The organism is Sinorhizobium sp. 7-81, from assembly GCF_030124405.1.
GTDB classification, from domain to species: Bacteria; Pseudomonadota; Alphaproteobacteria; order Rhizobiales; family Rhizobiaceae; genus Sinorhizobium; species Sinorhizobium psoraleae.
Window position 1 is genome coordinate 92,295 of sequence record NZ_JASKLT010000001.1, and the last position, 24,582, is coordinate 116,876.

Genomic DNA, 24,582 nt, shown 5'->3' on the forward strand with positions numbered 1-24,582 from the left:
CAGTAGCGCTACAGGCGTTTCCGCATTTCGATCGACGTCGGGCGCGTAAAGCCCGGATGGGCCGAACGGCCGGTCTCGACGAAACCCCAGGCCGAGAACGTGGCGTGGTTCTCGGAAAGCTCAATGCGCGTCTGCAGCCGCAGGGCGGGAAGTTTGAGATCGCGCGCCATTTCTTCGGCGGCGGCGAGAAGCAGCCGCCCTGCGCCCTTGCGTTGTGACCAGGGCGCGACGGCGAGCTTGCCGATATAGAGGCAATCCGGTTCCGGCTTGCAGAACACGCAGCCGACGAGCGCGCGCTCGGCGAGGGCAACAAAGGCAATTTCGTCCTCCGCCTTTCGCCGGAGCGCGTCTGGCGTCAGTTGATGCGCGGAGGAAGGCGGATCGATCCGCCCGTCCATATACGCAAAGGATGCAAGGATCAGCGCCAGCAGTTCTTCGAAGCGATCGAAGCGATCGTCGATGCGAATCGTCTCCATGTCCTTGCTCAAACGGCACCGCGACGGTAGCGAATCGTGCTGAACTGTGCGGCAAGCGCATCGTAGAGAAGCAGCCGGCCGACGAGCGGCTCGCCGATGCCGGTGATGAGCTTGATCGCTTCCATCGCCTGCAGCGTGCCGATGACGCCGGTCAGCGCCCCCAGCACGCCGGCCTCGGCGCAGGAGGGAACCACACCCGGTGGGGGAGGGGCGGGAAAGAGGTCGCGATAGGACGGGTTGGGATGGCCGTCGCTGTCGGTTTCGTAGGGCTTCAGCACGGTGACGGACCCGTCGAAACGGCCGACGGCGCCGGTGATGAGCGGGACCTGCACCGCTTCGGCCGTGTCTGCCGCCAGATAACGCGTATCGAAATTGTCCGAGCCATCGATCACGAGATGATAGTGGCGGAAGATCTCCTCGGCATTTCCCGCCTCGAGCCGTGTGTGATGCATCGTAGCCGTCACGTGCGGGTTCAGCGCATTGATCGCCAGGATGGCGCTTTCGACCTTGGGCCGGCCGATGTCGGCGGTTGCGTGAATGACCTGTCGCTGCAGGTTGGAAAGCGATACGACGTCGTCGTCGATGACGCCGAGTGTTCCCACGCCGGCGGCGGCGAGATATTGGAGCACCGGCGCGCCGAGGCCGCCTGCACCGATGACGAGCACCCGCGCGGCCTTTAGCTTCTGCTGCCCCGCGCCGCCCACTTCCGGCAGGACGATATGGCGCGCGTAGCGGGCGATTTCCGCGGTGTCGAGCTTTGCGTCGATCGTCATTCGGAGCCCCTTTCCGTAGAGCACGATGATTCTGAATTGCTGCGCGATCCGTCCCAGGACGTTGAACTGCAGGGAGACCGCTAATTCGTCCGCTCTAAAACGAATCTCACCCAGAAACCTGCCCGTTGGCAACGGTCAGGAAGCGGCCGCGTTCACCGAGCGCCGTGAACATGGTCCGGTCGGTTCCGGTCATGAAGGCTTGGCCGCCGAGGCCGTCGACCAGATCGAAGAGCGCCGAGCGCCGCGCCTCGTCGAGATGGGCAGCGATTTCGTCCAGCAGCAGCACGGGCGCGTGGCCGGTCATGTCGCCGACAAGCCGGGCATGGGCGAGCACGAGGCCGACCAGCAACGCCTTCTGTTCACCGGTCGAGCACCGCTCGGCCTCCATGTTTTTTTCCCGGTGACGGATGAGGAGATCGCTGCGATGCGGACCATCGAGCGTGCGGCCTGCTGCGGCATCGCGGCTGCGGCCTTCTAGTAGCATTGCGAGATACCGCTCTTCGAGATCGTAGGCAGGCAGGCCTTGGAGGTCGTCGAGGAAGCCTGACAGCGACAGCGTCGCTGATGGGAAAGTGCCCTCGCTTTGGCTTCTTTCGACAAGCGCCGTCAGCAGGCCCAGCATTTCGAGGCGTGCCAGCGCCATGGAGACTCCGAGCCCGGCCATCTCGCGCTCGATCGCCGAAAGCCAGGCGGGGTCCGGCCGAAATTCGGTCAGCAGTCGGTTGCGGCTTCGCATCGCGCGCTCGAACTCGCTGGCGCGCCGCCCGTGCTCAGGGTCGAGCGAGAGCACCAGCCGGTCGAGAAACCGCCGGCGATCCGCGGAAGGGCCGGTGAAGAGGCCATCCATTGCAGGGGTCAGCCAGAGCACGCGCAGATGGTCGGTCAATTCGTCCACGGTCTTGGCCGGCGTCCCGTTGAGCCGGAGGCGGCGCGATTGGCCTTCGTCGGTGCCGGCCGTGCCCGTGCCGATCTCTACCGGCCCCTCCATGCCGTCAACCGCCGCAAAGACCGAGAAGCCGTCGGCTGCCCCGACGCGCGCAACCTCGGCATAGGCTGCACGACGCAGCCCTCGACCGGGAGAGAGAAACGAAACCGCTTCCATAAGGTTCGTCTTGCCTGCGCCATTCTCGCCTGTCAGCACCACGTGGCGCGCGTCGAGGTCGAGCGCCAGCGTCGCGTAATTGCGAAAGTCGGTCAGTTTCAGGCGAGTGAGGAAGACCTTGTGGGGCATCTCGGGTCCGGATTCGACGTTGCTGTCAGGTAGGATGAAAGCGGCGCCAAGGCAAGGCGAAAGGATATTCAGGCCCCGATTCTGCCGTCCGTGCGGCGCTGCGTCATCTGGTCTCGCCGGGCCCCGAATCCCCTGGGGGAAGCCTTTGTTTTCTTGCGCTTCGGAACTTTCCTTGGGATCGCGGGTACAATATGACAGTTTCATGACAATCGACGGTTGGGTGCATCGCTAATGATCGGCTTATTTCGCAAGCTTCTTCCTCGCGAAGATCGATTCTTCGATCTTTTTGCGCAGCATTCGCGCACAGTCATGGGAGCGGCGGAAGCTCTGAATGCTTTGCTTGCCGGGGGACCGGACATAGATCGCCATTGCGATCGTATCGTCGCGCTCGAGCACGAGGCTGACGAGATCACCCGCGAAGTCCTGCTCGCGGTGCGCCGCAGTTTCATCACGCCCTTCGACCGCGGAGACATCAAGGATCTCATCCAGTCGATGGATGATGCGATCGACATGATGCACAAGACGGTGAAGACGATCCGGCTCTACGAGCAGAAAAGCTTCGATCCCGGCATGCAGGAAATGGGTGCCGCAGTCGTGCAGGCGGCCCATCTCGTTGCCGAGGCCATACCCTTGCTCAATCGGATCGGCGTGAATTCTCACCGCCTCAGCACGATTGCCGAGGAAGTGACCCGTGTCGAAGGGCGTTCGGACGAGTTGCACGACCAAGGGCTCAAGGATCTGTTCCAGCGTCACGGCGCCACCAATCCCATGGCCTACATCATCGGCAGCGAAATCTATGGCGAACTGGAGAAAGTCGTCGATCGCTTCGAGGACGTGGCAAACGAAATCAGCGGCATCGTGATCGAGAACGTCTGATGGATGCGACGCTCGCCTTCCCGCTGCTCGTGGGGCTCATCGCCGTCGCTCTGTTCTTCGACTTCCTCAACGGATTGCATGACGCGGCCAACTCGATCGCGACGATCGTCTCGACCCGCGTCTTGAGGCCGCAATATGCGGTCTTCTGGGCCGCCTTCTTCAACTTCATCGCCTTCCTGTTCTTCGGGCTGCATGTGGCCGAAACGCTCGGGACCGGCATTATCGATCCGGGCATCGTCACGCCGCAGGTGATCTTCGCGGCGCTGATGGGGGCGATCGTCTGGAACATCGTCACCTGGCTTTTCGGGATTCCTTCGAGTTCGTCCCACGCACTCATCGGCGGCCTTGTCGGCGCGGGGCTCGCCAAGACCGGCTTCAGCGCGATCGTCTGGCACGGACTCCTGAAGACGGCGGGGGCGATCGTCATGTCGCCTGCCATCGGTTTTTTCCTGGCGCTGCTTCTCGTCCTGATCGTGTCCTGGCTCTTCGTGCGCCAGACGCCATTCGCTGTCGACAGCACCTTCCGAGTGCTGCAGTTCGTCTCCGCCTCGCTCTATTCGCTCGGGCACGGCGGCAACGACGCGCAGAAGACCATGGGTATCATTGCTGTTCTGCTCTTTTCCCAAGGCTATCTCGGGTCGGAGTTCCACGTGCCTTTCTGGGTGGTCATTACCTGCCAGGCAGCCATCGCGCTTGGCACGCTGTTCGGCGGCTGGAGGATCGTCCACACGATGGGATCGAAGATCACCAAGCTCAACCCGATGCAGGGCTTCTGTGCCGAGACGGGCGGTGCCATCACGCTGTTCGGCGCCACCTGGCTCGGCATCCCGGTCTCGACCACGCATACGATCACCGGCGCCATCATCGGTGTCGGATCGGCACGACGCGTGTCGGCGGTGCGCTGGGGGCTGGCCGGCAACATCGTCATCGCCTGGGTGATCACCATGCCGGCGGCTGCCCTGATAGCCGCTCTTAGCTACTTCGCAGTCGACTTGATCGGCTAAGATAATTCAGGAACGTCTAACGGTTTCCCATCCGGAATAGCGTAGCTTCAAAAGAGCTGGGGCGTTTCGGTGTCTCATCGAGACTGCGAAACGCCCCAAATGTCTTCGGTCCTGGACGGCGGTGCTTGATATTCCGCCGCATTCGAACCGGCATCAGTCGCTGAGAGTGTCGAAGAAATCCTTCATCCGGGCGAAGAAGCCCGTCGATTCCGGATTGTTCTCCTTGGACGAGATCTGCTCGAACTCCTGCAGCAGTTCGCGCTGACGCTTGGTGAGCTTCTGCGGCGTCTCGATCTGGATCTGGATGTAAAGGTCGCCGCTCTGGGTGGAGCGCAGCACCGGCATGCCCTTGCCTTTGAGACGGAACTGCTTGCCGGCCTGCGTTCCTTCGGGGACGGTCACTCGGGACTTGGTACCATCGAGCGTCGCCACGTCGAATTTGCCGCCGAGCGCCGCCGTCGTCATCGAGATCGGCACGCTGCAATAGAGGTCGGCGCCGTCGCGCTGGTAGAATTCGTGCGGCCTGACGGAGAGGAAAATGTAGAGGTCGCCCGCGGGGCCGCCGCGGAGGCCCGCTTCACCCTCGCCGGAAAGGCGGATGCGCGTCCCGTCCTCGATACCGGCCGGAATGTTGACGGAAAGCGTGCGCTCCTCCATCACCCGGCCCTGACCGTGGCACTTGGTGCAGGGATCGGTGATCGTCTGACCGCGGCCGCCGCAGGTCGGGCAGGTCCGCTCGATCGAGAAGAAGCCCTGAGCCGCGCGCACACGGCCCGAGCCCTGACAGGTCGCGCAGGTTTTTGGGCTCGTGCCCGGCTTGGCGCCGCTGCCGCTACAGACGTCGCAGGTGATCGATGTGGGCACCCGAATCTGCGCGGTCTTGCCGGAATAGGCCTCCTCGAGCGAGATTTCCATGTTGTAGCGAAGATCCGCTCCGCGCTCACGTCCGCCGGAGGAGCGCCGCTGGCGGCCGCCGCCCATCATCTCGCCGAAGATGTCCTCGAAAATGTCGGAGAAGCCGCCGGCGCCGCCGCCCGCGAAACCATTGCCGAAGCCGGCGCCCATGCCGCCCTGCTCGAAAGCGGCGTGACCGTAGCGGTCGTAAGCCGCGCGCTTCTGCGGATCCTTCAGCGTTTCATAGGCTTCGTTGATGTCTTTGAAGGTCTTTTCCGCTTCCGTGTCGCCCGGGTTCTTGTCCGGATGATATTTCATCGCCAGTTTGCGGAAGGCGCTTTTCAGTTCCTTCTCATCCGCGTTTCTCGCAACACCAAGCGTTTCGTAGAGATCACGTTTCATGCTTCAAAGATTGTCCCGTTGACAAGGCGTACCAGCGCGGGGTTCCGGCGGCTGCTGCCTGATTATCTTGCCACAGGATTTAGTAAACCTTGAAGCGTGATACCATAGCCAACTCGGGCTACGCGTGGTTTTTTGTCGAAAAATGGCGCGCATCCGGGCCGTTGCGCGGTCGTCCGCATCCATCGACCGGGGCCGGGCGGGCGTGAGGGCAACAAAAAAGCCCGGGATCGCTCCCGGGCTCCTCGACTGCAAAGGTTGAAAGAGACGTTATGCCGACCGCTTGCGGCCGTCCTCGTCCTTGACCTCTTCGAAGTCGGCGTCGACGACGTCGTCGTCGCGAGCTGCGTCGGCTGCGGCATCCGCATGGGCGGCCTCAGCCTGCTGTGCTTCGTAGATCGCCTGACCGAGCTTCATGGAAACTTCCATGAGCGTATTGGTCTTGGCCTTGATGTCCTCGGCGTCCGGCTCGGAAACTTCGGTTGCGGCCCTCAAGGCTGCGATCGCGTCGCTGATAGCGTTGCGGTCGGCTTCCGAAACCTTGTCGCCGTATTCCTTCAGCGACTTCTCCGAAGAATGGATCAGGCTCTCCGCCTGGTTCCTGGCTTCGACCGACTCGCGGCGCTTCTTGTCGGCCTCGGCATTGGCCTCGGCGTCCTTGACCATCTTCTCGATGTCGGCATCGGAGAGACCTCCGGACGCCTGGATGCGGATCTGGTGCTCCTTGCCGGTGCCCTTGTCCTTGGCCGATACCTGCACGATGCCGTTGGCGTCGATGTCGAAGGTGACTTCGATCTGCGGGACGCCACGCGGTGCCGGCGGGATGCCGACGAGGTCGAACTGGCCGAGCAGCTTGTTGTCGGCGGCCATTTCACGCTCGCCCTGCGAAACGCGGATCGTCACGGCGGACTGGTTGTCATCAGCCGTCGAGAAGGTCTGCGACTTCTTGGTCGGGATCGTCGTGTTGCGCTCGATCAGGCGGGTGAACACGCCGCCAAGCGTTTCGATGCCGAGTGACAGCGGCGTCACGTCGAGGAGCAGAACGTCCTTGACGTCGCCCTGCAGAACGCCGGCCTGGATGGCAGCACCCATGGCGACCACCTCATCCGGGTTGACGCCCTTGTGGGGCTCCTTGCCGAACAGCTGCTTGACGGTTTCCTGAACCTTCGGCATGCGAGTCATGCCGCCGACGAGAACGACTTCGTCGATCTCCGCCGCCGAAACGCCGGCATCCTTCAGCGCGGCCTTGCACGGCGCGATCGTCTTCTGGACCAGATCATCGACAAGGCTTTCGAACTTGGCGCGCGACAGCTTCATCGTCAGGTGCTTCGGACCGGATGCATCGGCCGTGATGAACGGCAGGTTGATTTCGGTCTGCTGCGAGGACGACAGTTCGATCTTGGCCTTTTCGGCAGCTTCCTTGAGGCGCTGCAGCGCAAGCTTGTCGTTCTTGAGGTCGATGCCCTGTTCCTTCTTGAACTCGCCGGCGAGGTATTCGACGAGACGCATGTCGAAGTCTTCACCGCCGAGGAAGGTGTCGCCGTTGGTCGACTTCACCTCGAAGACGCCGTCGCCGATTTCGAGCACCGAAATATCGAAGGTGCCGCCACCAAGGTCGTAGACGGCGATGGTCTTGCCTTCCTTCTTGTCGAGGCCATAGGCGAGCGCGGCCGCAGTCGGCTCGTTGATGATGCGCAGCACTTCGAGGCCGGCGATCTTGCCGGCGTCCTTGGTGGCCTGGCGCTGGGCGTCGTTGAAGTAGGCCGGAACGGTAATGACGGCTTTTTCGACCTTCTCACCGAGATAGGATTCGGCGGTTTCCTTCATCTTCTGAAGGATCATGGCCGAGATCTGCGACGGCGAGTAGCCCTTGCCGTGCGCTTCGACCCAGGCGTCGCCATTGTCCGCCTTGGTGATCTTGTAGGGGACCATCCCCTTGTCCTTCTGGGTGGTCGGATCCTGGAAGGTACGGCCGATCAGGCGCTTGATTGCAAAAAGAGTGTTTTCCGGATTGGTGACGGCCTGGCGCTTGGCCGGCTGGCCGACGAGACGTTCGCCGTCGTCGGTAAATGCCACCATCGAGGGAGTCGTGCGCGCGCCCTCGGCGTTTTCGATCACCTTCGCGTCCTTGCCGTCCATGACAGCGACGCAGGAGTTGGTCGTTCCCAGGTCAATACCAATAACTTTAGCCATGTCGTTCTCTCCTTGCAGCGGACTGTCGGAACCCGGTCAGGCATTCGTGGGACAGCCCCTAACGGGATGGTCTTTAGATTTCATCGCAGCCGCGGCTGCGTCGATGCGGCGTATATAAGGACCGGCGTTTCGGACTGCAAGGCATTCTGCGGGCGGATCAGGGGCAAAAGCAAGCGCTCTTGCTGGTGCGTTGAAGCGATATCGGCACGGCCCCTCAGCGCGGTCGGCGAATCCGTTCGTAAAGCGCGGTTGGCACGGCGGCTCAACCGCCTGTCAGCAGTTCGAAAAGCGTCGTCCGGCGGGTCGCTCCGGTCGTCTCGCCGACGCCTGCGGGCGGGATGGGGCCGCCGGCATTCTGTTCGTTGAGCGGCCGCACCTCATCGATGGCCGCCGTGCCGTCCGCGCTCGCCGGCGGTTCTGGGAAGGCATCGGGATTGCCGCTTGCGAAACCGTCCGGAACGGCGCCGCCGCCTGCGACGGCGCCACCGTCGTCGAAGACCGGTTGCACGCCGGTGGTTCCGAACAGCGGCGAAGGTGACAGGCCCTCGTGGGCCGCGGCCATGAAATCATGCCACGCCTTGGCGGGAAGCCCGCCTCCGGTCACCTTCTTCATCGACTTGCCATCGTCGTTGCCGAACCAGACGCCGGTCGTCAGATTGGACGTGTAGCCGACGAAGAGCGCGTCGCGAAAGGATTGCGTCGTGCCGGTTTTTCCGGCCGCCTCCCAGCCTTTCAGGCGCGCCTTCTTGCCGGTTCCGTTCGTCAGCACCCGCACCATCATCTGGTTCATTTCACTGACGATCGCCGGGTCGAGCACCCGCGGGGGGTTATCGTAGGTATTTTCGTAAAGCACGGTACCATCGGCGGTGGAGATGCGGCGGATGACGTGCGGCGTCGCCTTGAAGCCGCCATTCATGAAGGGTGCGTAGGAGGAGGTGAGTTCGACGAGGCTGACTTCAGACGTTCCGAGCGCGATCGAGGCGTTGGCCTGCATCTCGGAATCGATCCCGAGCCGATGCGCGAGCTTGACCACATTCTGCGGGCCGACTTCCATGACGAGCTGGGCCGCGATCGTATTCAGCGAATTGGCAAGCGCGTCGGCAAGTGTCACCTCGCCGCGATATTTCTGGTCGTAGTTTTCCGGTGTCCAGTTCCCGATCCTGACCGGCGCGTCGTTTCGGACGGACATCGGCGTGCGGCCGATTTCCAGGGCTGCCGCATAGACGAAGGGTTTGAAGGCGGAGCCCGGCTGACGTTTGGCCTTGGAGGCGCGGTCGAACTGGCTTTCGGCATAGTCGCGGCCGCCGACCAGCGCGCGGATCGCGCCGGTGCCGTCGATCGACACGAGGGCGGCTTGAGAGGCGTTGAGCTTGCCGCCGTCTGCGTCGAGCGCCGCGGCGATCGCTTCCTCGGCCTTCTTCTCGAGCGTGAGATCGATCGTCGTGTCGATCACCAGATCCTGGCTGATTTCGCCGATCATCCCGGGGAGCTGGTCCATGACCATGTCGGCGACATAGTGTTCGGCGCCGGACCAGAAGCTCTTCGCCTTGGTCGGCGTCTGCGACATGGCCGTCTTGATTTCGGCGTCGGTGACGAAGCCCTCTTCGCGCATCGCGCCGAGCACAAGCTGCGCGCGCTCCTCCGCCGCTTCCGGGTCACGCGCCGGCGACAACCGCGAGGGCGCTTTCAGGAGCCCGGCGAGCAGCGCCGCCTCGCCGAGATTGACGTCGCGCGCCGACTTGTTGAAGTAGCGTCGCGACGCCGCCTCGACGCCATAGGCGTTGGAACCGAAGAACACGCGGTTGAGATACATCGCGAGGATCTGGTCCTTGGAGTATTTCTGCTCGAGCCAGAAGGCGAGCAGCACTTCCTGGACCTTGCGCTCCAGCGTGCGCTCGGGCGAGAGGAACAGGTTCTTGGCGAGCTGCTGCGTCAATGTCGAGCCGCCCTGGACCATGCGGCCGCTCATCAGATTGGTCAGCATGGCGCGGGCAAGGCCCAACGGATCGACCCCGAAATGCGAATAGAACCGGCGATCCTCGATGGCGATCACCGCCTGCGGAATGTAGGGAGACATGGTTTCGAGCGACAGCGCCTCGCCGCCCGTCGCACCGCGATTGGCGATGATGTCGCCGTTGACCGAAAGGATTTTCACGTTCGGCGGCCGGTCGGGGATCGACCAGCTCGTCGCGCTCGGCATCCGCGCGCCGTAATAGAGCACGAGACCGCCGACTCCGATTGCGCCCCAAATGCCGAGCACGACGCACCAGTAAGCGAGCCTGCGGACAAGGCCGAAAAAGCCGCCGCCGCTGGACTTGGAGCCGCTTCGGCCGCCGCGCTTGGGGTTCTTTCGCTTGCCGGCTTCGGACTTGCCACGGGCGGGCCGGCGGGCGCCGCCGCTCACGCGATCGCTCGCCTCGACACGCAACTCGTCGTCATCGCTGTCGCCGCCGAAGGAAGGTTCGATCCGTTGTCCTGATTTGCCGCGTGCTGCCATGCCGGAAGGAACTATCCCTTTGAGGTCCGATCCGTCATCGCTCAAAAGCGATTCCCGGCGGCGCAATTCCTGTCGTGCGGTTCGAGCTAATCTGCCCGCACGTGCCGATGCGTTGGACTCTAAATGCGGCAATTTAAGGGGGAGTTAAGAGTTGCTGAACAACGGGAACGGTCGTCTCGATTTTCCGGAAAGCGCAAATTCTGCCGCGACAGATTTCAGGTCACATGTTGCCATCTCGCCCTGCGTCCAACGCATTGCTGCATTGCAGCATTAGCGGTATTAAATCAGACTAAATGATTTATCTTGAACTCATCGAAGCGCTGCACCTCCTCCCGCGGCGCCCGATGCGGATCGGTTTCACTCCTCCTCCCAGGAACCGATCGAATTCAAGGACCCCGAGCCACCTCCTCCCGGCTCGGGGTCTTTTTGTATCCGCCTGCTGCATGTTCCCTTAATCCCGGCGCTGGTATATCAGGTTGCTCATGAAATCCAGGGCAAACGGCTACGTCTTCGCGCTTGCTGCGATCGTCATTTTCGCGATCCAGGACGGCATCTCCAAACATCTTGGCACCCTCTATCCGCCGGTCTTCGTGTCGATGATCCGCTATTGGGCGTTTGCCGCCTTTGCCGTCGCCCTGGCGGCGCGGGCGCAGGGTGGGCTGAAGGCCACGATCGTGACGAAGAGGCCAGTGTTGCAGGTGCTACGCGGTGTGCTGCTACCAACGCAGATCGTGGTCGTGATCACAGCCTTCACCGTCGTCGGCCTGGCGCATTCGCAGGCGATTCTGGCGGCTACCCCGCTCTTCGTCGCGCTCCTGTCCATGCCGCTTCTTGGCGAGCGCGTCGGCTGGCGGCGCTGGGCTGCGATTTCGGCAGGGCTTATCGGCGTGCTTCTGATCCTGAAGCCGCAGCAGGGCACCTTCGACAAGAGCTTTCTGCTGCCGCTCTCGGCGGCGCTGATGTTTGCGATCTATATTATCACGACGCGACTGGTCAGCCGCGCCGATTCGGCGATGACAAGCTTCTTCTACACCGGCATCATCGGCGCGGTTGCGATCAGCCTCGTCGGCCCGTTCTTCTGGACGGCGCTGGCGCCGACCGATTGGGTCTGGATGCTGCTGCTCTGCGTCACCGGGACCTCCAGCCACTATTTCCTGATTCGCGCCTACGACATGCTCGATGCCGTCGCCGTCCAGCCGCTCACCTATCTGCAACTCGTCTTCGCCTCGATCATGGGCGTCACCATCTTTGGCGAGACGCTGACGACAAATATGATCCTCGGCTCGATCCTCGTTGTCGCGGCCGGCATCTTCACGGTCTGGCGCGAGCACGTGGTTGCAAGGCGCAAGGCCGGCCTGCCGCCGCAGTGATCCCGCATCGGCTTCAAATCGCCCTCGCGATCAGGTGAACCCTCCCTTGCCTTCTGGCTGCCACTTGCCGGGCTTTGAATGGGTGTCCGGTGAAAGGAGAAGGCGATGAAGGTTTGTTTGATGGCAGCGCTCGCGCTTGCAGCCCTTGCGGTGGTGAAGGCCGAAGCCTCGGCGGAGGAAGTGGTCGCCGCCTATGTCGACGACCGGTCCGATGGCGCGGCACTTGTGCGTTCGCTCTACAACGCGATCAACCGGAAGGAATATGCCCGCGCCTACGGTTATTTCGCCGAGACACAGCCTGTCGGCGGTTTCGCGGATTTCTCGCGCGGCTATGCGAACACGATTTCGGTCGAGGTCAGGATTGGAAAAGTGACGACCGAGGGTGCTGCCGGCAGCGTCTACGCCGCCATTCCCGTTGCGGTCAAATCTATCGAGCGGCCGACAAAAACTCGCTTGTTTGCAGGCTGCTATGTCGCCCGCATCATCAATCCGGCGCAGCAGGCGCCCCCCTTCACGCCCTATCAGATCGAGGCGGCGCGGCTCAAGGAGGTGGAAGGACCGATCGAGCAGGCGATACCCGCCGTTTGCGACGTTCCCTAATGCGCGTCGCCCGGAGCAGCGGTTTCGGGACAACGACATGCACGCAAACAAAGACTTAAAGCGCGTCGCCTTGAATGCGACGCGCTTTAGTCGTCTCTCTATCGCGCGGTAGGCTCTACGGCATTCCGCCGTTTCGCTGCGCCAGGAAGCGCGAGCGCTCGTAAATCAGGATGACTACGAGCGCCATGACGAACGGCACGATCAGGTAGAGCAGCCGGAAGATCGCGAGTGCCGCCAGAACGTCTGCCGGATCCATTTCCGGAAGCGCTGCGATGAAGACGAGCTCGAGCACGCCGAGGCCGCCGGGCGCGTGCGACAGCAGCGCTGCCGAGAAGGACGCCAGGAAGATCCCGAGAATCACCACGTAGCCGGGATTGCCGGCCTGCGGCAGGGCGAAATAGATGATTCCGGCGGCACCGAGCAGTTCGACGGGAGCGATCACCAATTGCCTGAAGACGATCGAGGGCCGTGGATAGTGAAGCTGGAACCAGCGCATGCGAATCGGCCGAAGTCCGATCAGGCTGCCGAGCACGTAGAGCCCGACGAGCGCGAGAATGACGACGCCGGTCGTCAGCGACATCTCGATCGGCAGGAATTCCGCAAAGCGCTCGATGATGTCCGGCTTCGCCAGGAGAACGATCGCCGACAACATCAGCGTGCCGAGCGTGAAGGTGAAGGAGCAGAAGGCGACCAGAACGCCGACCTCGCCGGCCGTCAGGCCCTTCGAGCGGTAGGCCCGGTAGCGCACCACGGCGCCTGAAAACACCGATGCGCCGAGATTATGCGACAGGGCATAGGTCGTGAACGAGCAGACCGTGATGAACCAGATGGAAATGTGGTGATGCCCGAGATGGTCGAGTGCGAGCTTGTCATAGGCGGCAAGTGCCGCGTAGGCGACGAGGGTCGCGCCGATGGCCAGTAGCCAGCTTCCGAGCGAGATCGCCTGGAAGCTTGCGATGAACTCATCGACGGAAAGACCTCGCAGCTCATGATAGAGCGCATTGACCGAGAACAGGATCGCCGCCAGTCCGACGACAGGCCAGAAATAGGCTTTCAACCTTTTCATGCCGGCGCCAGGGTGTTCCTGGAGGCGAGGTTGGCAGGGGACCTTGGAGGATGGAGAAGAATGCCATCCCAGTCTCGCATTCTAAAAGCACCGCGTCCGGAACGCGATGTCTCGGTCCTCGACCTTACCAACAGCCCATTTCCCCATTCTGTTTGTTTTGTGAAAAGGGAAACATCCCATAGCCGCGAGGTCAAGCAGCGATGACCGGATTCCGACACTCATCCGGGAAATCGCGACGGGGCTGAAGGCAGGGGGAGCGAACGCCAAGACGAGGCGATCCCGGCTTTGCACGTCCCATCGCAAACCGTGGCGGAACTTCCGCCACGGTTTGCGAGAGCAAATCAGGCGGCAAGCGCGTCGAGGATACGGATCCACGAGCGGATGCCCTTGTGGAAGGACATGAGCTCATATTTCTCGTTCGGTGAATGAATCCGGTCGTCGGAAAGGCCGAAGCCGACGAGCAGCGATTCGATGCCGAGCATCCTCTGGAAATCGCCGACGATCGGGATCGAGCCGCCCATGCCAATGACGACTGCAGGTTTCGGCCATTCGTCGGAAAGCGCGACTTTCGCCGTGTTCAACAGGGCGGAATCATAGGGCAGGTGGATCGCCGGCGAGCCGCCATGGGCATGAAACTCGACCGAGCAGTCGGCCGGCACCTTCGACCGGACATAGGCGCGGAAGGTTTCGCGGATCTTGGCTGGGTCCTGGTTGCCGACGAGGCGGAACGACACCTTGGCCGATGCCTGCGCCGCGATCACAGTCTTGAAGCCTTCGCCGGTATAACCGCCGGTGATGCCGTTCACCTCCGCCGTCGGCCGTGCCCAGGTCAGTTCGAGCACCGAGCGCCCCTTCTCGCCCGAGGGGATCGACAGGCCGATCTCGCCGAGAAACTTCTCCGCCGTCTGGCCGAGCGTGTCCCAGGCCGCCTTGATCTGCGCGGGCGTTTTCTCGACGCCTTCATAGAAGTTTTCGAGTGTCACGCGGCCCGTCTCGTCGTGAAGGCCGGCGAGGATGTCGGCCAGAATGTGGATGGGATTTGCCGCCGCACCGCCGAAATAGCCCGAATGCAGGTCGCGATCGGCCGCCTTGATGATGATCTCCTCGCCGACGAGGCCGCGCAGGCCTGCGGAAATCGCCGGAGTCTCACGGTCCCACATGCTCGTGTCGCAGACGAGCGCATAATCGGCCTTGAGTTCCGCCGCGTTGGCCTCGAGGAACGGCTTCAGCGACGGAGAGCCCGATTCCTCCTCGCCCTCGAAAAGAATGGTGATCCGGCAAGGAAGCGCGTCATGGATCTCCTTGTAGGCGCGCGCCGCCTCGACGAATGTCATCAACTGGCCCTTGTCGTCGGCCGTGCCCCGGCCGGTGATGATCTTGCGGCCGGGCTCGACCTCCTTGATCGCCGGCTCGAACGGAGGCGCATCCCAGAGGTTCAGCGGGTCGACCGGCTGCACGTCGTAATGGCCGTAGAATAGCACATGCGGAGCATCGGCCTTTGCAGCGGCGTGGTGGGCGACGACCATCGGATGACCGGGCGTGTCGCGCACCGAGGCGGTGAAGCCGAGCGCGGTCAGTTCCGACACCAGCCACTCGGCCGCCTTGCGGCACTCTGCCTTGAAGGCCGGATCGGTGGAAATGGACTTGATGCGGACGAGATCGAAAAGCCGGTCGAGGCTCTTCGGAAGATTGGCGTCGGCGCGCTCCAGCACAGGGGTGATATCTGCCATCATGCGAATCCTTATGTGGGTTTCGCGCGGAACCTAAAGCCGAATGCCGGTCGCTTTAAGCAAAATCTTTTGATGCAACGGTAAATTGTCGATGCGAGGAATCAGGAAACGCCGTCGTTGCGCGCAGTGTTGGCGAGCGGCATGCGCATGTATACGAGCATCAGGTCCCATTCGAAGCGGCGAAATCGCGAGTGCCGCTTCCTTGGCCGCGGCCTCGATCCCCCTCGCCCGGTCGGTCAGCAAGATCTGCTGTGATCGCTTGTCGTTCGGGTGCCTGCGGCGGGTGATGAGCCCGTCGCGCTCCATGCGGGCGAGCGTGTTGGCCACGGTTGCCTGCTCGATGTCCAGCCGATCGAGAAGCTCCTGGCCAGCAGACTGGCCAGGTAAGTCGCAGATTCCATGCGATTGAAGGCCATGACCTGTGGGTACGCGTGAACCGAAGCGACGACAAGTTACAAAGCTTGCGATGAAGTTGAACCGCGTTCACAGGTCTTTGAGCCCTGCACCGATGCGGGGAGCCCTGCGCCGATGCGAGCGGAAAACCGCGCAAGCTTTTCGTTATCCTGCTGTTCGAGTGGACAACAAAAAACCGTCGCGGCGCGGAGGCGGCGCCGTGACGGCTCTTTGAAAGCGGGACAAAGGCCCGGAGAGGGGGATAAGGCCTTTGTCCACATCTGGTGCGGGCGGGGGACAGGCCAATCACCAGACGACGGCATCATTTCAGTGCCGTTCGATGATAATTTGAGGAGCCAAATGTGGCTTTTCAAGGATTGTCCGACTGAATCGCACATTACAAATGTGTAACGTTTCCGTGAGCCTTCTGGCGGCCTCCGCGTGTTCCTGTCGCAACTGTTTTGAGATAGGCGCTATGGACGAAAACCGCAATGGACCTTTGCCTCACCCCGCGCTATCCATGGCCGCATGAAAAACGGTGATCACCTCTTCCTCGTCGACGGCTCGGGCTTCATCTTCCGGGCGTTCCACGCAATCCCGCCGCTCAACCGCAAGTCCGATGGCCTTCCGGTCAATGCGGTCGCCGGCTTCTGCAACATGCTCTGGAAGCTCCTGACCGATGCGCGCGATACGTCGGTCGGCGTGACACCGACGCATTTTGCGGTGATCTTCGACTATTCCTCGAAGACCTTCCGCAACACGCTTTACGACCAGTACAAGGCGAACCGCACCGCGCCGCCCGAAGATCTGATCCCGCAGTTCGGGTTGATCCGACATGCCACCCGCGCCTTCAACCTGCCCTGCATTGAGAAGGAAGGCTATGAGGCGGACGACCTGATCGCGACCTATGCCCGGCTTGCCGAAGAGGCGGGCGCCGACGTGACGATCGTTTCCTCGGACAAGGACCTCATGCAACTGCTGACGCCCAGGGTGTCGATGTACGACAGCATGAAGGACAAGCAGATCACGATTCCCGATGTGATCGAAAAATGGGGCGTGCCGCCGGAGAAGATGATCGATCTCCAGGCGATGACAGGCGATTCGACCGACAACGTGCCGGGCATTCCCGGCATCGGACCGAAAACCGCGGCCCAACTTCTGGAAGAATACGGCGATCTCGATACGCTGCTGGCACGCGCCGGCGAGATCAAGCAGCAGAAGCGGCGCGAGAACATCATCGCCAATGCCGAGCTTGCTCGCCTTTCCCGCCAACTCGTGACGTTGAAGAACGATACCCCTCTCGACGTTCCGCTCGAGGATCTGCGGCTTGAGCCGCAAAACGGGCCAAAGCTCATTGCCTTCCTGAAGACGATGGAATTCAACACATTGACGCGCCGCGTGGCGGCGGCGACCGACACGGACGCTGAAGCTGTGGAAGCGGCCCATGTGCCGATCGAGTGGGGCATCGAGGCGCACGGACCGGATCTCGACACCGGGGAGGCTGCCGGTCCGCCGCCCTCTGCCGAATCGTCAAGCACCGCCCCGCCGCGTGGGCAGGCAGCAAAGGCCGCCGTTTCATTCCTTTCTAGCCCCGAGGATGCCGATGTCACCGGCGCGACTTCACAAGGCCTTGCGCGGGCGCGCGCCGATTTCTTTGCCAAGGCTTCCGTCGATCGTTCCGGTTACGTCGCGATCCGCGATCTTGCGGCGCTCGACCGATGGATCGCCGATGCGCGCGATGCCGGCGTGGTTGGTCTCGACGTGGCAACGACATCGACCGACGCCATGCAGGCGGATCTGGTCGGCTTTTCGCTGGCGATTGCGAACTACCGCGACAACCCCTCCGGTGCGAAGATACGGGCAGCTTACGTGCCGCTGATCCACAAGAATGGCGCCGGCGATCTGCTTGGTGGTGGTCTTCTCGAAAATCAGGTCCCCATCCGCGAGGCGCTGAGCCGGCTAAAGGCGCTGCTCGAGGATCCGTCGGTGTTGAAGGTCGGGCAGAACCTGAAGTTCGACTATCTGTTGATGAAGCGGCATGGCATCACCATGCAAAGCTTCGACGACACCATGTTGATGTCCTATGTCATCGATGCCGGCAACGGTGCTCATGGCATGGATTCTCTGTCCGAGCGGTGGCTCAATCACAAGCTGACGGCCTACAAGGACATCACCGGCAGCGGGCGGTCTTCGCTCACGTTCGACTTCGTCGATATCGACAGGGCGACGGCCTATGTGGCGGAAGAGGCAGACGTCACGCTGCGACTCTGGCACGTCCTGAAGCCGCAACTTTCCTCCAAGGGGCTGACGCGCGTCTATGAGCGGCTCGAAAGACCGCTGGTCGGCGTTCTTGCCCATATGGAGGAGCGCGGCATCACCGTCGATCGCCAAATTCTCTCGCGCCTCTCGGGAGAGCTTGCGCAAGGCGCGGCGGCGCTCGAGGACGAGATCTATCGCCTGGCCGGGGAAACCTTCACGATCGGCTCGCCGAAGCAGCTCGGCGACATTCTCTTCGGCAAGATGGGATTGCCGGGCGGCTCCAAGACCAAGACCGGCCAATGGTCGACTTCGGCGCAGGTTCTGGAGGAGCTTGCCGCCGAAGGCCATGAGCTGCCGCGCAAAATCGTCGACTGGCGCCAGCTCACCAAACTGAAATCCACCTATACCGATGCGTTACCGGGCTTCGTGCATCCGGAAACGCGGCGCGTACATACGTCCTATGCGCTGGCGGCGACGACTACAGGCCGCCTTTCTTCGGCCGACCCCAACCTGCAGAACATTCCGGTCAGGACCGCCGAGGGCCGCAAGATCCGCACCGCCTTCGTCGCCACGCCGGGGCACAAGCTGGTTTCGGCGGACTACAGCCAGATCGAGCTCCGGGTGCTCGCGCATGTGGCGGACATTCCGCAGCTTCGCCAGGCTTTTGCCGACGGCGTCGACATCCACGCGATGACCGCTTCCGAGATGTTCGGGGTTCCCGTCGACGGCATGCCGGGTGAAATCCGCCGCCGTGCCAAGGCGATCAATTTCGGCATAATCTACGGCATCTCCGCCTTCGGGCTTGCCAATCAGCTTTCGATCGAGCGTTCGGAGGCGAGTGAATACATCAAGAAGTATTTCGAGCGCTTCCCCGGTATCCGCGACTATATGGAGAACACCAAGGCCTTCGCTCGCGAGCACGGCTATGTCGAAACGATCTTTGGCCGCCGTGCCCACTATCCGGATATCCGCTCCTCCAACCCCTCGCATCGCGCCTTTAACGAACGCGCATCGATCAATGCGCCGATCCAGGGCTCTGCCGCCGACATCATCCGCCGCGCCATGGTGAAGATGGAGCCGGCGCTTGAGGAGGCGAAGCTGTCCGCGCGGATGCTCCTGCAGGTGCACGACGAATTGATCTTCGAGGTCGAGGACGGTGAAATCGAGCGCACCATCCCGGTGGTCGTTTCAGTCATGGAAAATGCCGCCATGCCGGCGCTGAACATGAAAGTGCCGCTGAAGGTCGACGCCCGCGCCGCGCTCAATTGGGACGAGGCGCATTGAGCGCGTGAGACGGGGGAGCGGTTGCCCGTCTATTCGGCCGCCTGATCGGCTCCCGTTTGGGGTTGCCGGAAGCTGGCGAAGAGACGCCTCAGCGCTTCGCGCCCTTCTGCCACCAGATCGAAACGGCGGCCGAACAGCAGCCATTCGGTGCACAGCCCCATCATCATCCAGCGCAAGGCGCGTGTGGCGGACGCCGGCGTCCAGCTGACTTGGAGTTGCCCCCGTTCCAGCGCACGCGCGAAGGCGAGTTCGAGCGTTGCGTTGTGGCGGTCATCGATCTCCTTCTGCCGGACGAGCACCGCAGACATGTCATTGTCGTAGTCGCATCTCAGCATGATCGCGAGAATGCGCTGCCGCTGCTCGTCCTTGGCAAGCATGTCCAGCCAATCGCCGGTGGCGCTTTCGACGATCGCGAGGGTGTCGGAGGCTTCGGTTTCGACCTCGCGCGCGACCATGTCTTCCTGCGGCAGCGGCACGGCGTCGTAGAGCGCGAGGAAGAGATCAGTCTTGTTGGCGAAATGCCAGTAGACGGCGCCGCGTGTGACCCCGGCAGCTTTGGCCACCTCCTCGAGCGTCGTATTGGAAACACCCTTGGCGAAAAACATCCGCTCGGCGGCGTTCAATATCCTGCTTCGGGTAGCCTCGGCTTCGGCCTTCGTTCGGCGCATGCATATCTCCCAGATCACGTGATTTTGGGTCGGATCGATCCAAAACCTTAAACGTGATCGATTCCAAGAAGTTAGAGAGCGGGATGCGGGCGGATACTCCTCATTCCGCTCTACAGTGCCGCGCGTCCAATCGGACGTGCCAAGATCGCTGTAGCGCTTTGAATTGCTGCATGATTTTGTCCGTAAACCGATTCCCATTTAAGGAATCATGCAGTAGCGCGACGGCCCGCCGGATGAGGCGGGCCGTCGATGGTTGATCACTCGGCAGCCTTGGCGATTTCGGATGCGGTATCTTCCGCCACGGCCGCTTGCGGTGCGGCAGCCGCGCTTTTCCGTCCGAAGATCTTCATGATGAACACGAAGAAGATCGGGACGAAGAAGATCGCCAGCACCGTTGCCGAGATCATGCCGCCCATGACGCCGGTGCCGATGGCGCGCTGGCTGCCGGAGCTCGCACCCGTCGCGATCGCCAGCGGCAGAACGCCGAGGGTGAAGGCGAGCGAGGTCATCAGGATCGGCCGGAAGCGCAAGTGCGCTGCTTCGAGCGTTGCGTCGATCAACGACTTGCCCTGGTCACGCAGTTCCTTGGCGAACTCGATGATCAGGATGGCGTTCTTCGCCGAGAGGCCAATGATCGCGATCAGGCCGACCTTGAAGTACACATCGTTCGGCATGTCGCGCATCATGACCGCGAGCACGGCGCCGATGACGCCGAGCGGCACGACCATGATCACCGAGACAGGAATGGACCAGCTCTCATAGAGCGCCGCCAGGCACAGGAAGACGAGCAGGCACGAGAGCGCAATCAAAAGCGGCGCCTGCGAGCCCGACTGAATTTCCTGCAGCGACTGACCGGTCCACTCGTAACCGAAGCCCGCCGGAAGCTGGGCTGCCAACCGTTGCATTTCGGCAATCGCGTCGCCCGAGGAATAGCCGGGAGCGGCTTCGCCGCTGATGCGGACCGCCGGATAGCCGTTGTAGCCCACCGTCTGGGTCGGAGCCTTGATCCACTCGATGCTTGCAAAGGCTGAGAGCGGAACCATGCCGCCGTTCGAGTTGCGAACGTTGAGGTTCAGGAGATCCGCCGTCTGCATTCGCTGGCTCTCGTCCGCCTGCACCGTCACGCGCTGCATGCGGCCGGCATTCGGGAAGTCGTTGACATAGGACGAGCCGAGATTGGTCGAGATCGTCGAGTTGATGTCGGCAAAGGTCACGCCGAAGGTGTTGGCCTTCTCGCGATCGATGTTGACCGTGACCTGCGCGGCATCGGGCATGCCCTCGAAACGGACGCCGGTCAGCACCTTGCTCTGGGAGGCGAGCCCGAGCAACTGGTCGCGTGCCTTCGCAAGGGCTGCTTCGCCGAGACCGCCGCGATCCTGCAGGCGGAAGGAGAAGCCGCCGGTCGTGCCGAGGCCCTGGATCGCCGGCGGCGACAGAGCGAAGCTGATCGCGTCCTTGATCTGGCTCATGGCCATCGTCGCGCGGCCGGCGATCGACTGCGCTGCATTGTTCGCGTCACGTTCACTCCAGTCCTTGAGCGTCACGAAGGCAAGGCCCGCATTCTGGCCGGTGCCGAAGAAGGAGAAGCCGTTGATCGCAACGATCGTGTCGACGGCCTGCTCCTGGCCGAAGATCTTCTCCGCCTGCTCGATGGCCTCCGTCGTACGGTTCCCGGTCGCTTCCGAAGGCAATTGCATCATGACGATGACAAAGCCCTGGTCCTCGTCCGGCAGGAAGGACGACGGCAGTTGCAGGAAGGCCCAGCCAAGTCCCGCGAGCAGCGCCAGGTAAATGACCATGAAACGGCCGGTGCGGTGGACGACGCCTCTGACGACGCGGGTATAGCCGTGCGACGTCCGGTCGAAGCTACGGTTGAACCATCCGAAGAACCCGCGCTTGGCGTGATGATGACCCTTCGGAACCTGCTTCAGGAAGCTCGCGCAGAGCGCGGGTGTCAGCGACAGGGCGAGCAGCGCCGAGAACAGGATCGAGACGACCATGGTCAGGCTGAACTGGCGGTAGATCACGCCGACGGCACCCGGGAAGAAGGCCATCGGGATGAACACGGAAGAGAGCACCAGGGTAATTCCGATCACCGCTCCGGTGATCTGCTTCATCGCCTTGCGGGTGGCTTCCTTCGGCGTCAGTCCCTCTTCCGACATGATGCGCTCGACGTTTTCGACAACGATGATCGCATCGTCGACGAGGATGCCGATCGCCAGCACCATGCCGAACATCGTCAAGACGTTGATCGAGAACCCCATGGCCAGCATGACCGCGCAGGTGCCAAGAAGGGCGATCGGCACGACGATGGTCGGGATGATGGTGTAGCGGACGTTCTGAAGAAACAGGAACATCACCAGGAAGACGAGGCCGACGGCCTCGACCAGGGTATGCAACACCTTCTCGATCGACACCGCGACGAAGGGCGAGGTGTCGTAGGGGATGGAGTATTCCAGCCCCTGCGGGAAGAATTCCGCGAGTTCGTCCATGCGCGCCTTGATCGCGGCCGAGGTCGACATCGCGTTGCCGCTTGGAGAGAGCTGCACGGCGATGGCCGCCGAAGGCTTGCCATTGAGGCGCGTCGAGAAGGAGTAGCTCTCGCCGCCGATCTCGAGCCGCGCAACATCGCGCAGCCGTACGGCGGAGCCGTCGGCATTGGCGCGAAGCACGATCGCGCCGAATTCTTCAGGTGTCGAAAGCTGACCCTTGATGATGACCGGAGCGGCGATCTGCTGAGTGATCGGGTTCGGCTGCGCGCCGATCGAGCCCGAAGCGATCTGGGCGTTCTGCGCCTGGATCGCCGCTGTCACGTCGGCCGCCGTCAGATTGAGGCCGAGCATCTTGTCCGGATCAAGCCAGACTCGCATCGAGCGCTCGGTCGCAAAGAGTTGCGCACGGCCGACGCCGGGGACGCGCTGGATCTCGCTCAGCACGTTGCGGCTCAAATAGTCGCCGAGGCCCGTCGCGTCCAACGACCCGTCGGTCGAGGTGAGCGAGATGATCAGGAGGAAGCCGGAGCCGGCCTCGTCCACCTGCACGCCCTGCTGCCTGACGGAATCGGGCAGGCGCGGCTCGACGCGCTGCACGCGGTTCTGGATGTCCACCGAGGCCTGGCTGGGGTCGGTGCCCGGTGCGAAGGTCGCGCTGATTTCGGCCGAGCCGGAAGAGCTCGTCGTCGACTCGAAATAAAGCAGGCCCTCAACGCCGTTCAGTTCATCCTCGATCAGGCGCGTGACGCTCTGATAGGTGTCCTGCGACGAGGCACCGGGGTAGCTCGTGTTGATCGAGATCTGCGGCGGCGCCACGCTCGGATATTGCGATACCGGCAGGAGCGGAATCGCAATGATGCCGGCGAGCATGATGAAGATCGCCACCACCCAGGCAAAGATCGGCCTGTCGATAAAGAAACTGGGCATGTTCAAGCTCTCACTTCGCTTCGGTGGCGGGCTTTTCGCCGGCGGCTTCCGGAGCGCTGGCCTGTTCGGTCGCAGGCTTTGCGTTCGGGTCCCAGTTGGACGGCTGCACAGGCGCGCCCGGGCCAACCTTCTGGAAGCCCTCGACGATTACCTTTTCACCGGCTTTGAGGCCGGAAGTCACCTGCCAGCGGTCGCCGACGGTGCGTCCAAGCGTGATGTTGCGGAATTCGACCTTGTTGTCGGCGCTTACGATGTAGACCTGGGACTGGCCGGCATTGTTGCGCTGGACAGCCTGCTGCGGAACGGTGATCGCATCCTTCTCCAAGCCCTGCTGGATCTGCACGCGCACATACATGCCCGGCAGCAGATCGTTATTCGGGTTGGGGAACTCGCCGCGCAGCGTCACCTGACCGGTGGTCGCGTCCACGGCAGCTTCGGAGAACAGCAGCTTGCCCTTCAGCGAATAAGGCGTTCCGTCATCGAGGATGAGCTGGACTTCAGCTTCGTTGTCGGAGCTCATCATCTGACCGTCCTTGAGCGCCTTGCGCAGGCGGATGAGGTCGGTCGCCGACTGGGTGAAGTCGGCGTAGATCGGGTCGAGCTGCTGGATCGTCGCGAGGTTCTGCGTGTCGGTCGCACTGACAAGAGCGCCTTCGGTGATCAGCGCCCGACCGATGCGGCCGCTGATCGGTGCGGTGACGTTCGCATATTGCAGGTTGAGCTTCGCCTCGGCGAGACCCGCCTCGGCAATGCCGACATCGGCCTCGGCCTGGGCGAGCGCCGCGATCGCGTCGTCGAATTGCTGCACCGCCGCAAACTGTGCTTCCTTCAGCCGCGACTGCCGATCGGCGGTCCGCTTGGCCTGGTCGGCGACGGCCTGTGCCCGCTTCAGCGTCGCTTCGGCACTGTCGACCTTCACCTGGAAGGGGGCCGGGTCGATCCGGTAGAGCACGTCGCCTTCCTTGACGATCGTGCCCTGCTCGAACACGCGTTCGACGACGATGCCGGAAATCCGCGGCCGAACCTCGGCGATGCGCGTCGCAGTAATGCGGCCCGGCAGTTCGTTGGTGATCGGCAGGGCTTCCGCCACTGTCGTGTAGACGGCCACCGCCGCCGGTGGGAAAGCCGGGGCGGCTTGCTGTTCTTCGTTCTTCTGGCAGCCGGCAAGAAAAATCACAGTTGCCAGAGCCGCGGCCAGTGTCGGTCGTTTCATGCGTCGCATCGCAATGTCCATAATCAAGGACCGCCCGCAGCCGTTGCACTTTGCAGTGTTGCGCGGTCCGAAAGTGAGATGAAGCGGGTCCGGTATCGGCGTGGGAACATACCGGGGAGCTAATATACAGACACAAATGTATGTTAATTTCTCCCGCAGTGCAACACCGATTTGGAAATCACACCTGAAGAAGAAAAAAGCCAACAGCTGCAAAGCGTTTCGGCCATGCAGCTGCTG

At 62.5% G+C, this 24,582-nt stretch carries 16 protein-coding genes and 1 pseudogene; 5 read left to right on the top strand and 12 right to left on the bottom strand.

Going from position 1 to position 24,582, the window contains the following annotated elements:
- Positions 1-8: 8 nt before the first annotated feature.
- The 3 genes from QN224_RS00440 to recF all read right to left on the bottom strand — a co-directional run bounded on the left by QN224_RS00440 (position 9) and on the right by recF (position 2,480).
- Positions 9-476 (bottom strand): GNAT family N-acetyltransferase, encoded by a 468-nt coding sequence (locus tag QN224_RS00440; RefSeq protein ID WP_283975133.1) that lies wholly within the window; start codon positions 474-476, stop codon positions 9-11.
- Between the two features lie 8 nt (positions 477-484).
- Complete coding sequence (locus QN224_RS00445; protein WP_283975134.1) at positions 485-1,249, bottom strand: molybdopterin-synthase adenylyltransferase MoeB; 765 nt, start codon at positions 1,247-1,249, stop codon at positions 485-487.
- 106 nt (positions 1,250-1,355) lie between these two features.
- A complete protein-coding gene (recF, locus tag QN224_RS00450; protein ID WP_336621099.1) occupies positions 1,356-2,480 on the bottom strand; it encodes a DNA replication/repair protein RecF in 1,125 nt (374 codons plus the stop codon).
- A gap of 231 nt (positions 2,481-2,711) precedes the next feature.
- Here recF and QN224_RS00455 point away from each other — a divergent pair, with 231 nt between their 5' ends.
- Positions 2,712-3,356 carry a DUF47 domain-containing protein gene (locus QN224_RS00455; protein ID WP_283975136.1) on the top strand — a complete coding sequence of 215 codons (645 nt, stop codon included), beginning with the start codon at positions 2,712-2,714 and terminating at the stop codon, positions 3,354-3,356.
- Entirely contained in the window at positions 3,356-4,360 is a 1,005-nt protein-coding gene (locus tag QN224_RS00460) for an anion permease (protein ID WP_283975137.1), read from the top strand. Before QN224_RS00455 ends, QN224_RS00460 begins: the two co-directional genes overlap by 1 nt.
- 153 nt (positions 4,361-4,513) lie before the next feature.
- On the opposite strand, the gene dnaJ is transcribed toward QN224_RS00460, so the two are convergent.
- From dnaJ to QN224_RS00475, 3 genes are all read right to left on the bottom strand, one after another.
- Complete coding sequence (gene dnaJ, locus QN224_RS00465; RefSeq protein WP_283975138.1) at positions 4,514-5,656, bottom strand: molecular chaperone DnaJ; 1,143 nt, start codon at positions 5,654-5,656, stop codon at positions 4,514-4,516.
- Between the two features lie 267 nt (positions 5,657-5,923).
- Positions 5,924-7,846, bottom strand: a complete 1,923-nt coding sequence (gene dnaK, locus QN224_RS00470; protein WP_173511375.1) for a molecular chaperone DnaK — start codon at positions 7,844-7,846, stop codon at positions 5,924-5,926.
- Between the two features lie 262 nt (positions 7,847-8,108).
- Positions 8,109-10,343 carry a transglycosylase domain-containing protein gene (locus QN224_RS00475; RefSeq protein ID WP_283976070.1) on the bottom strand — a complete coding sequence of 745 codons (2,235 nt, stop codon included), beginning with the start codon at positions 10,341-10,343 and terminating at the stop codon, positions 8,109-8,111.
- 482 nt (positions 10,344-10,825) lie between these two features.
- Between QN224_RS00475 and QN224_RS00480 the strand changes: the two genes are divergently transcribed.
- Both QN224_RS00480 and QN224_RS00485 read left to right on the top strand, forming a co-directional pair.
- Entirely contained in the window at positions 10,826-11,713 is an 888-nt protein-coding gene (locus QN224_RS00480; RefSeq protein ID WP_283975139.1) for a DMT family transporter, read from the top strand.
- Positions 11,714-11,818: 105 nt separating this feature from the next.
- Positions 11,819-12,313: a hypothetical protein gene (locus tag QN224_RS00485; RefSeq protein ID WP_173511373.1), complete on the top strand. Its 495-nt coding sequence runs from the start codon at positions 11,819-11,821 to the stop codon at positions 12,311-12,313.
- Between the two features lie 115 nt (positions 12,314-12,428).
- Here the strand turns inward: QN224_RS00485 and QN224_RS00490 are convergent, their stop codons facing one another.
- From QN224_RS00490 to QN224_RS00500, 3 genes and pseudogenes are all read right to left on the bottom strand, one after another.
- The gene (locus QN224_RS00490; RefSeq protein ID WP_173511372.1) at positions 12,429-13,379 is read right to left on the bottom strand and encodes a YbhN family protein; all 951 of its coding nucleotides are present in this window, start codon (positions 13,377-13,379) and stop codon (positions 12,429-12,431) included.
- 341 nt (positions 13,380-13,720) lie between these two features.
- On the bottom strand, positions 13,721-15,112 hold the full coding sequence (locus QN224_RS00495) for a M20/M25/M40 family metallo-hydrolase (RefSeq protein WP_283975140.1): 1,392 nt from the start codon (positions 15,110-15,112) through the stop codon (positions 13,721-13,723).
- Positions 15,113-15,210: 98 nt separating this feature from the next.
- Positions 15,211-15,525: pseudogene (locus QN224_RS00500) on the bottom strand (MarR family transcriptional regulator).
- 505 nt (positions 15,526-16,030) lie between these two features.
- Here QN224_RS00500 and polA point away from each other — a divergent pair.
- Positions 16,031-19,045: a DNA polymerase I gene (polA, locus tag QN224_RS00505; protein WP_283975142.1), complete on the top strand. Its 3,015-nt coding sequence runs from the start codon at positions 16,031-16,033 to the stop codon at positions 19,043-19,045.
- 29 nt (positions 19,046-19,074) lie between these two features.
- On the opposite strand, the gene QN224_RS00510 is transcribed toward polA, so the two are convergent.
- From QN224_RS00510 to QN224_RS00520, 3 genes are all read right to left on the bottom strand, one after another.
- Positions 19,075-19,713 (bottom strand): TetR family transcriptional regulator, encoded by a 639-nt coding sequence (locus QN224_RS00510; RefSeq protein WP_173511369.1) that lies wholly within the window; start codon positions 19,711-19,713, stop codon positions 19,075-19,077.
- A 257-nt stretch (positions 19,714-19,970) separates the two neighbouring features.
- Positions 19,971-23,132, bottom strand: coding sequence for an efflux RND transporter permease subunit (locus QN224_RS00515; RefSeq protein WP_283975143.1), 3,162 nt, complete (start codon positions 23,130-23,132; stop codon positions 19,971-19,973).
- A gap of 10 nt (positions 23,133-23,142) precedes the next feature.
- Complete coding sequence (locus QN224_RS00520) at positions 23,143-24,366, bottom strand: efflux RND transporter periplasmic adaptor subunit (RefSeq protein ID WP_312841702.1); 1,224 nt, start codon at positions 24,364-24,366, stop codon at positions 23,143-23,145.
- Positions 24,367-24,582 lie beyond the last annotated feature (216 nt).

What these genes read in the sequence shown, in the direction of transcription:
- QN224_RS00440 (WP_283975133.1), bottom strand. Translation starts at nt 476, where the DNA reads ATGGAGACGATTCGCATCGACGATCGCTTCGATCGCTTCGAAGAACTG.
- QN224_RS00445 (WP_283975134.1), bottom strand. Translation starts at nt 1,249, where the DNA reads ATGACGATCGACGCAAAGCTCGACACCGCGGAAATCGCCCGCTACGCG.
- recF (WP_336621099.1), bottom strand. Translation starts at nt 2,480, where the DNA reads ATGCCCCACAAGGTCTTCCTCACTCGCCTGAAACTGACCGACTTTCGC.
- QN224_RS00455 (WP_283975136.1), top strand. Translation starts at nt 2,712, where the DNA reads ATGATCGGCTTATTTCGCAAGCTTCTTCCTCGCGAAGATCGATTCTTC.
- QN224_RS00460 (WP_283975137.1), top strand. Translation starts at nt 3,356, where the DNA reads ATGGATGCGACGCTCGCCTTCCCGCTGCTCGTGGGGCTCATCGCCGTC.
- dnaJ (WP_283975138.1), bottom strand. Translation starts at nt 5,656, where the DNA reads ATGAAACGTGATCTCTACGAAACGCTTGGTGTTGCGAGAAACGCGGAT.
- dnaK (WP_173511375.1), bottom strand. Translation starts at nt 7,846, where the DNA reads ATGGCTAAAGTTATTGGTATTGACCTGGGAACGACCAACTCCTGCGTC.
- QN224_RS00475 (WP_283976070.1), bottom strand. Translation starts at nt 10,343, where the DNA reads ATGGCAGCACGCGGCAAATCAGGACAACGGATCGAACCTTCCTTCGGC.
- QN224_RS00480 (WP_283975139.1), top strand. Translation starts at nt 10,826, where the DNA reads ATGAAATCCAGGGCAAACGGCTACGTCTTCGCGCTTGCTGCGATCGTC.
- QN224_RS00485 (WP_173511373.1), top strand. Translation starts at nt 11,819, where the DNA reads ATGAAGGTTTGTTTGATGGCAGCGCTCGCGCTTGCAGCCCTTGCGGTG.
- QN224_RS00490 (WP_173511372.1), bottom strand. Translation starts at nt 13,379, where the DNA reads ATGAAAAGGTTGAAAGCCTATTTCTGGCCTGTCGTCGGACTGGCGGCG.
- QN224_RS00495 (WP_283975140.1), bottom strand. Translation starts at nt 15,112, where the DNA reads ATGATGGCAGATATCACCCCTGTGCTGGAGCGCGCCGACGCCAATCTT.
- polA (WP_283975142.1), top strand. Translation starts at nt 16,031, where the DNA reads ATGAAAAACGGTGATCACCTCTTCCTCGTCGACGGCTCGGGCTTCATC.
- QN224_RS00510 (WP_173511369.1), bottom strand. Translation starts at nt 19,713, where the DNA reads ATGCGCCGAACGAAGGCCGAAGCCGAGGCTACCCGAAGCAGGATATTG.
- QN224_RS00515 (WP_283975143.1), bottom strand. Translation starts at nt 23,132, where the DNA reads ATGCCCAGTTTCTTTATCGACAGGCCGATCTTTGCCTGGGTGGTGGCG.
- QN224_RS00520 (WP_312841702.1), bottom strand. Translation starts at nt 24,366, where the DNA reads ATGGACATTGCGATGCGACGCATGAAACGACCGACACTGGCCGCGGCT.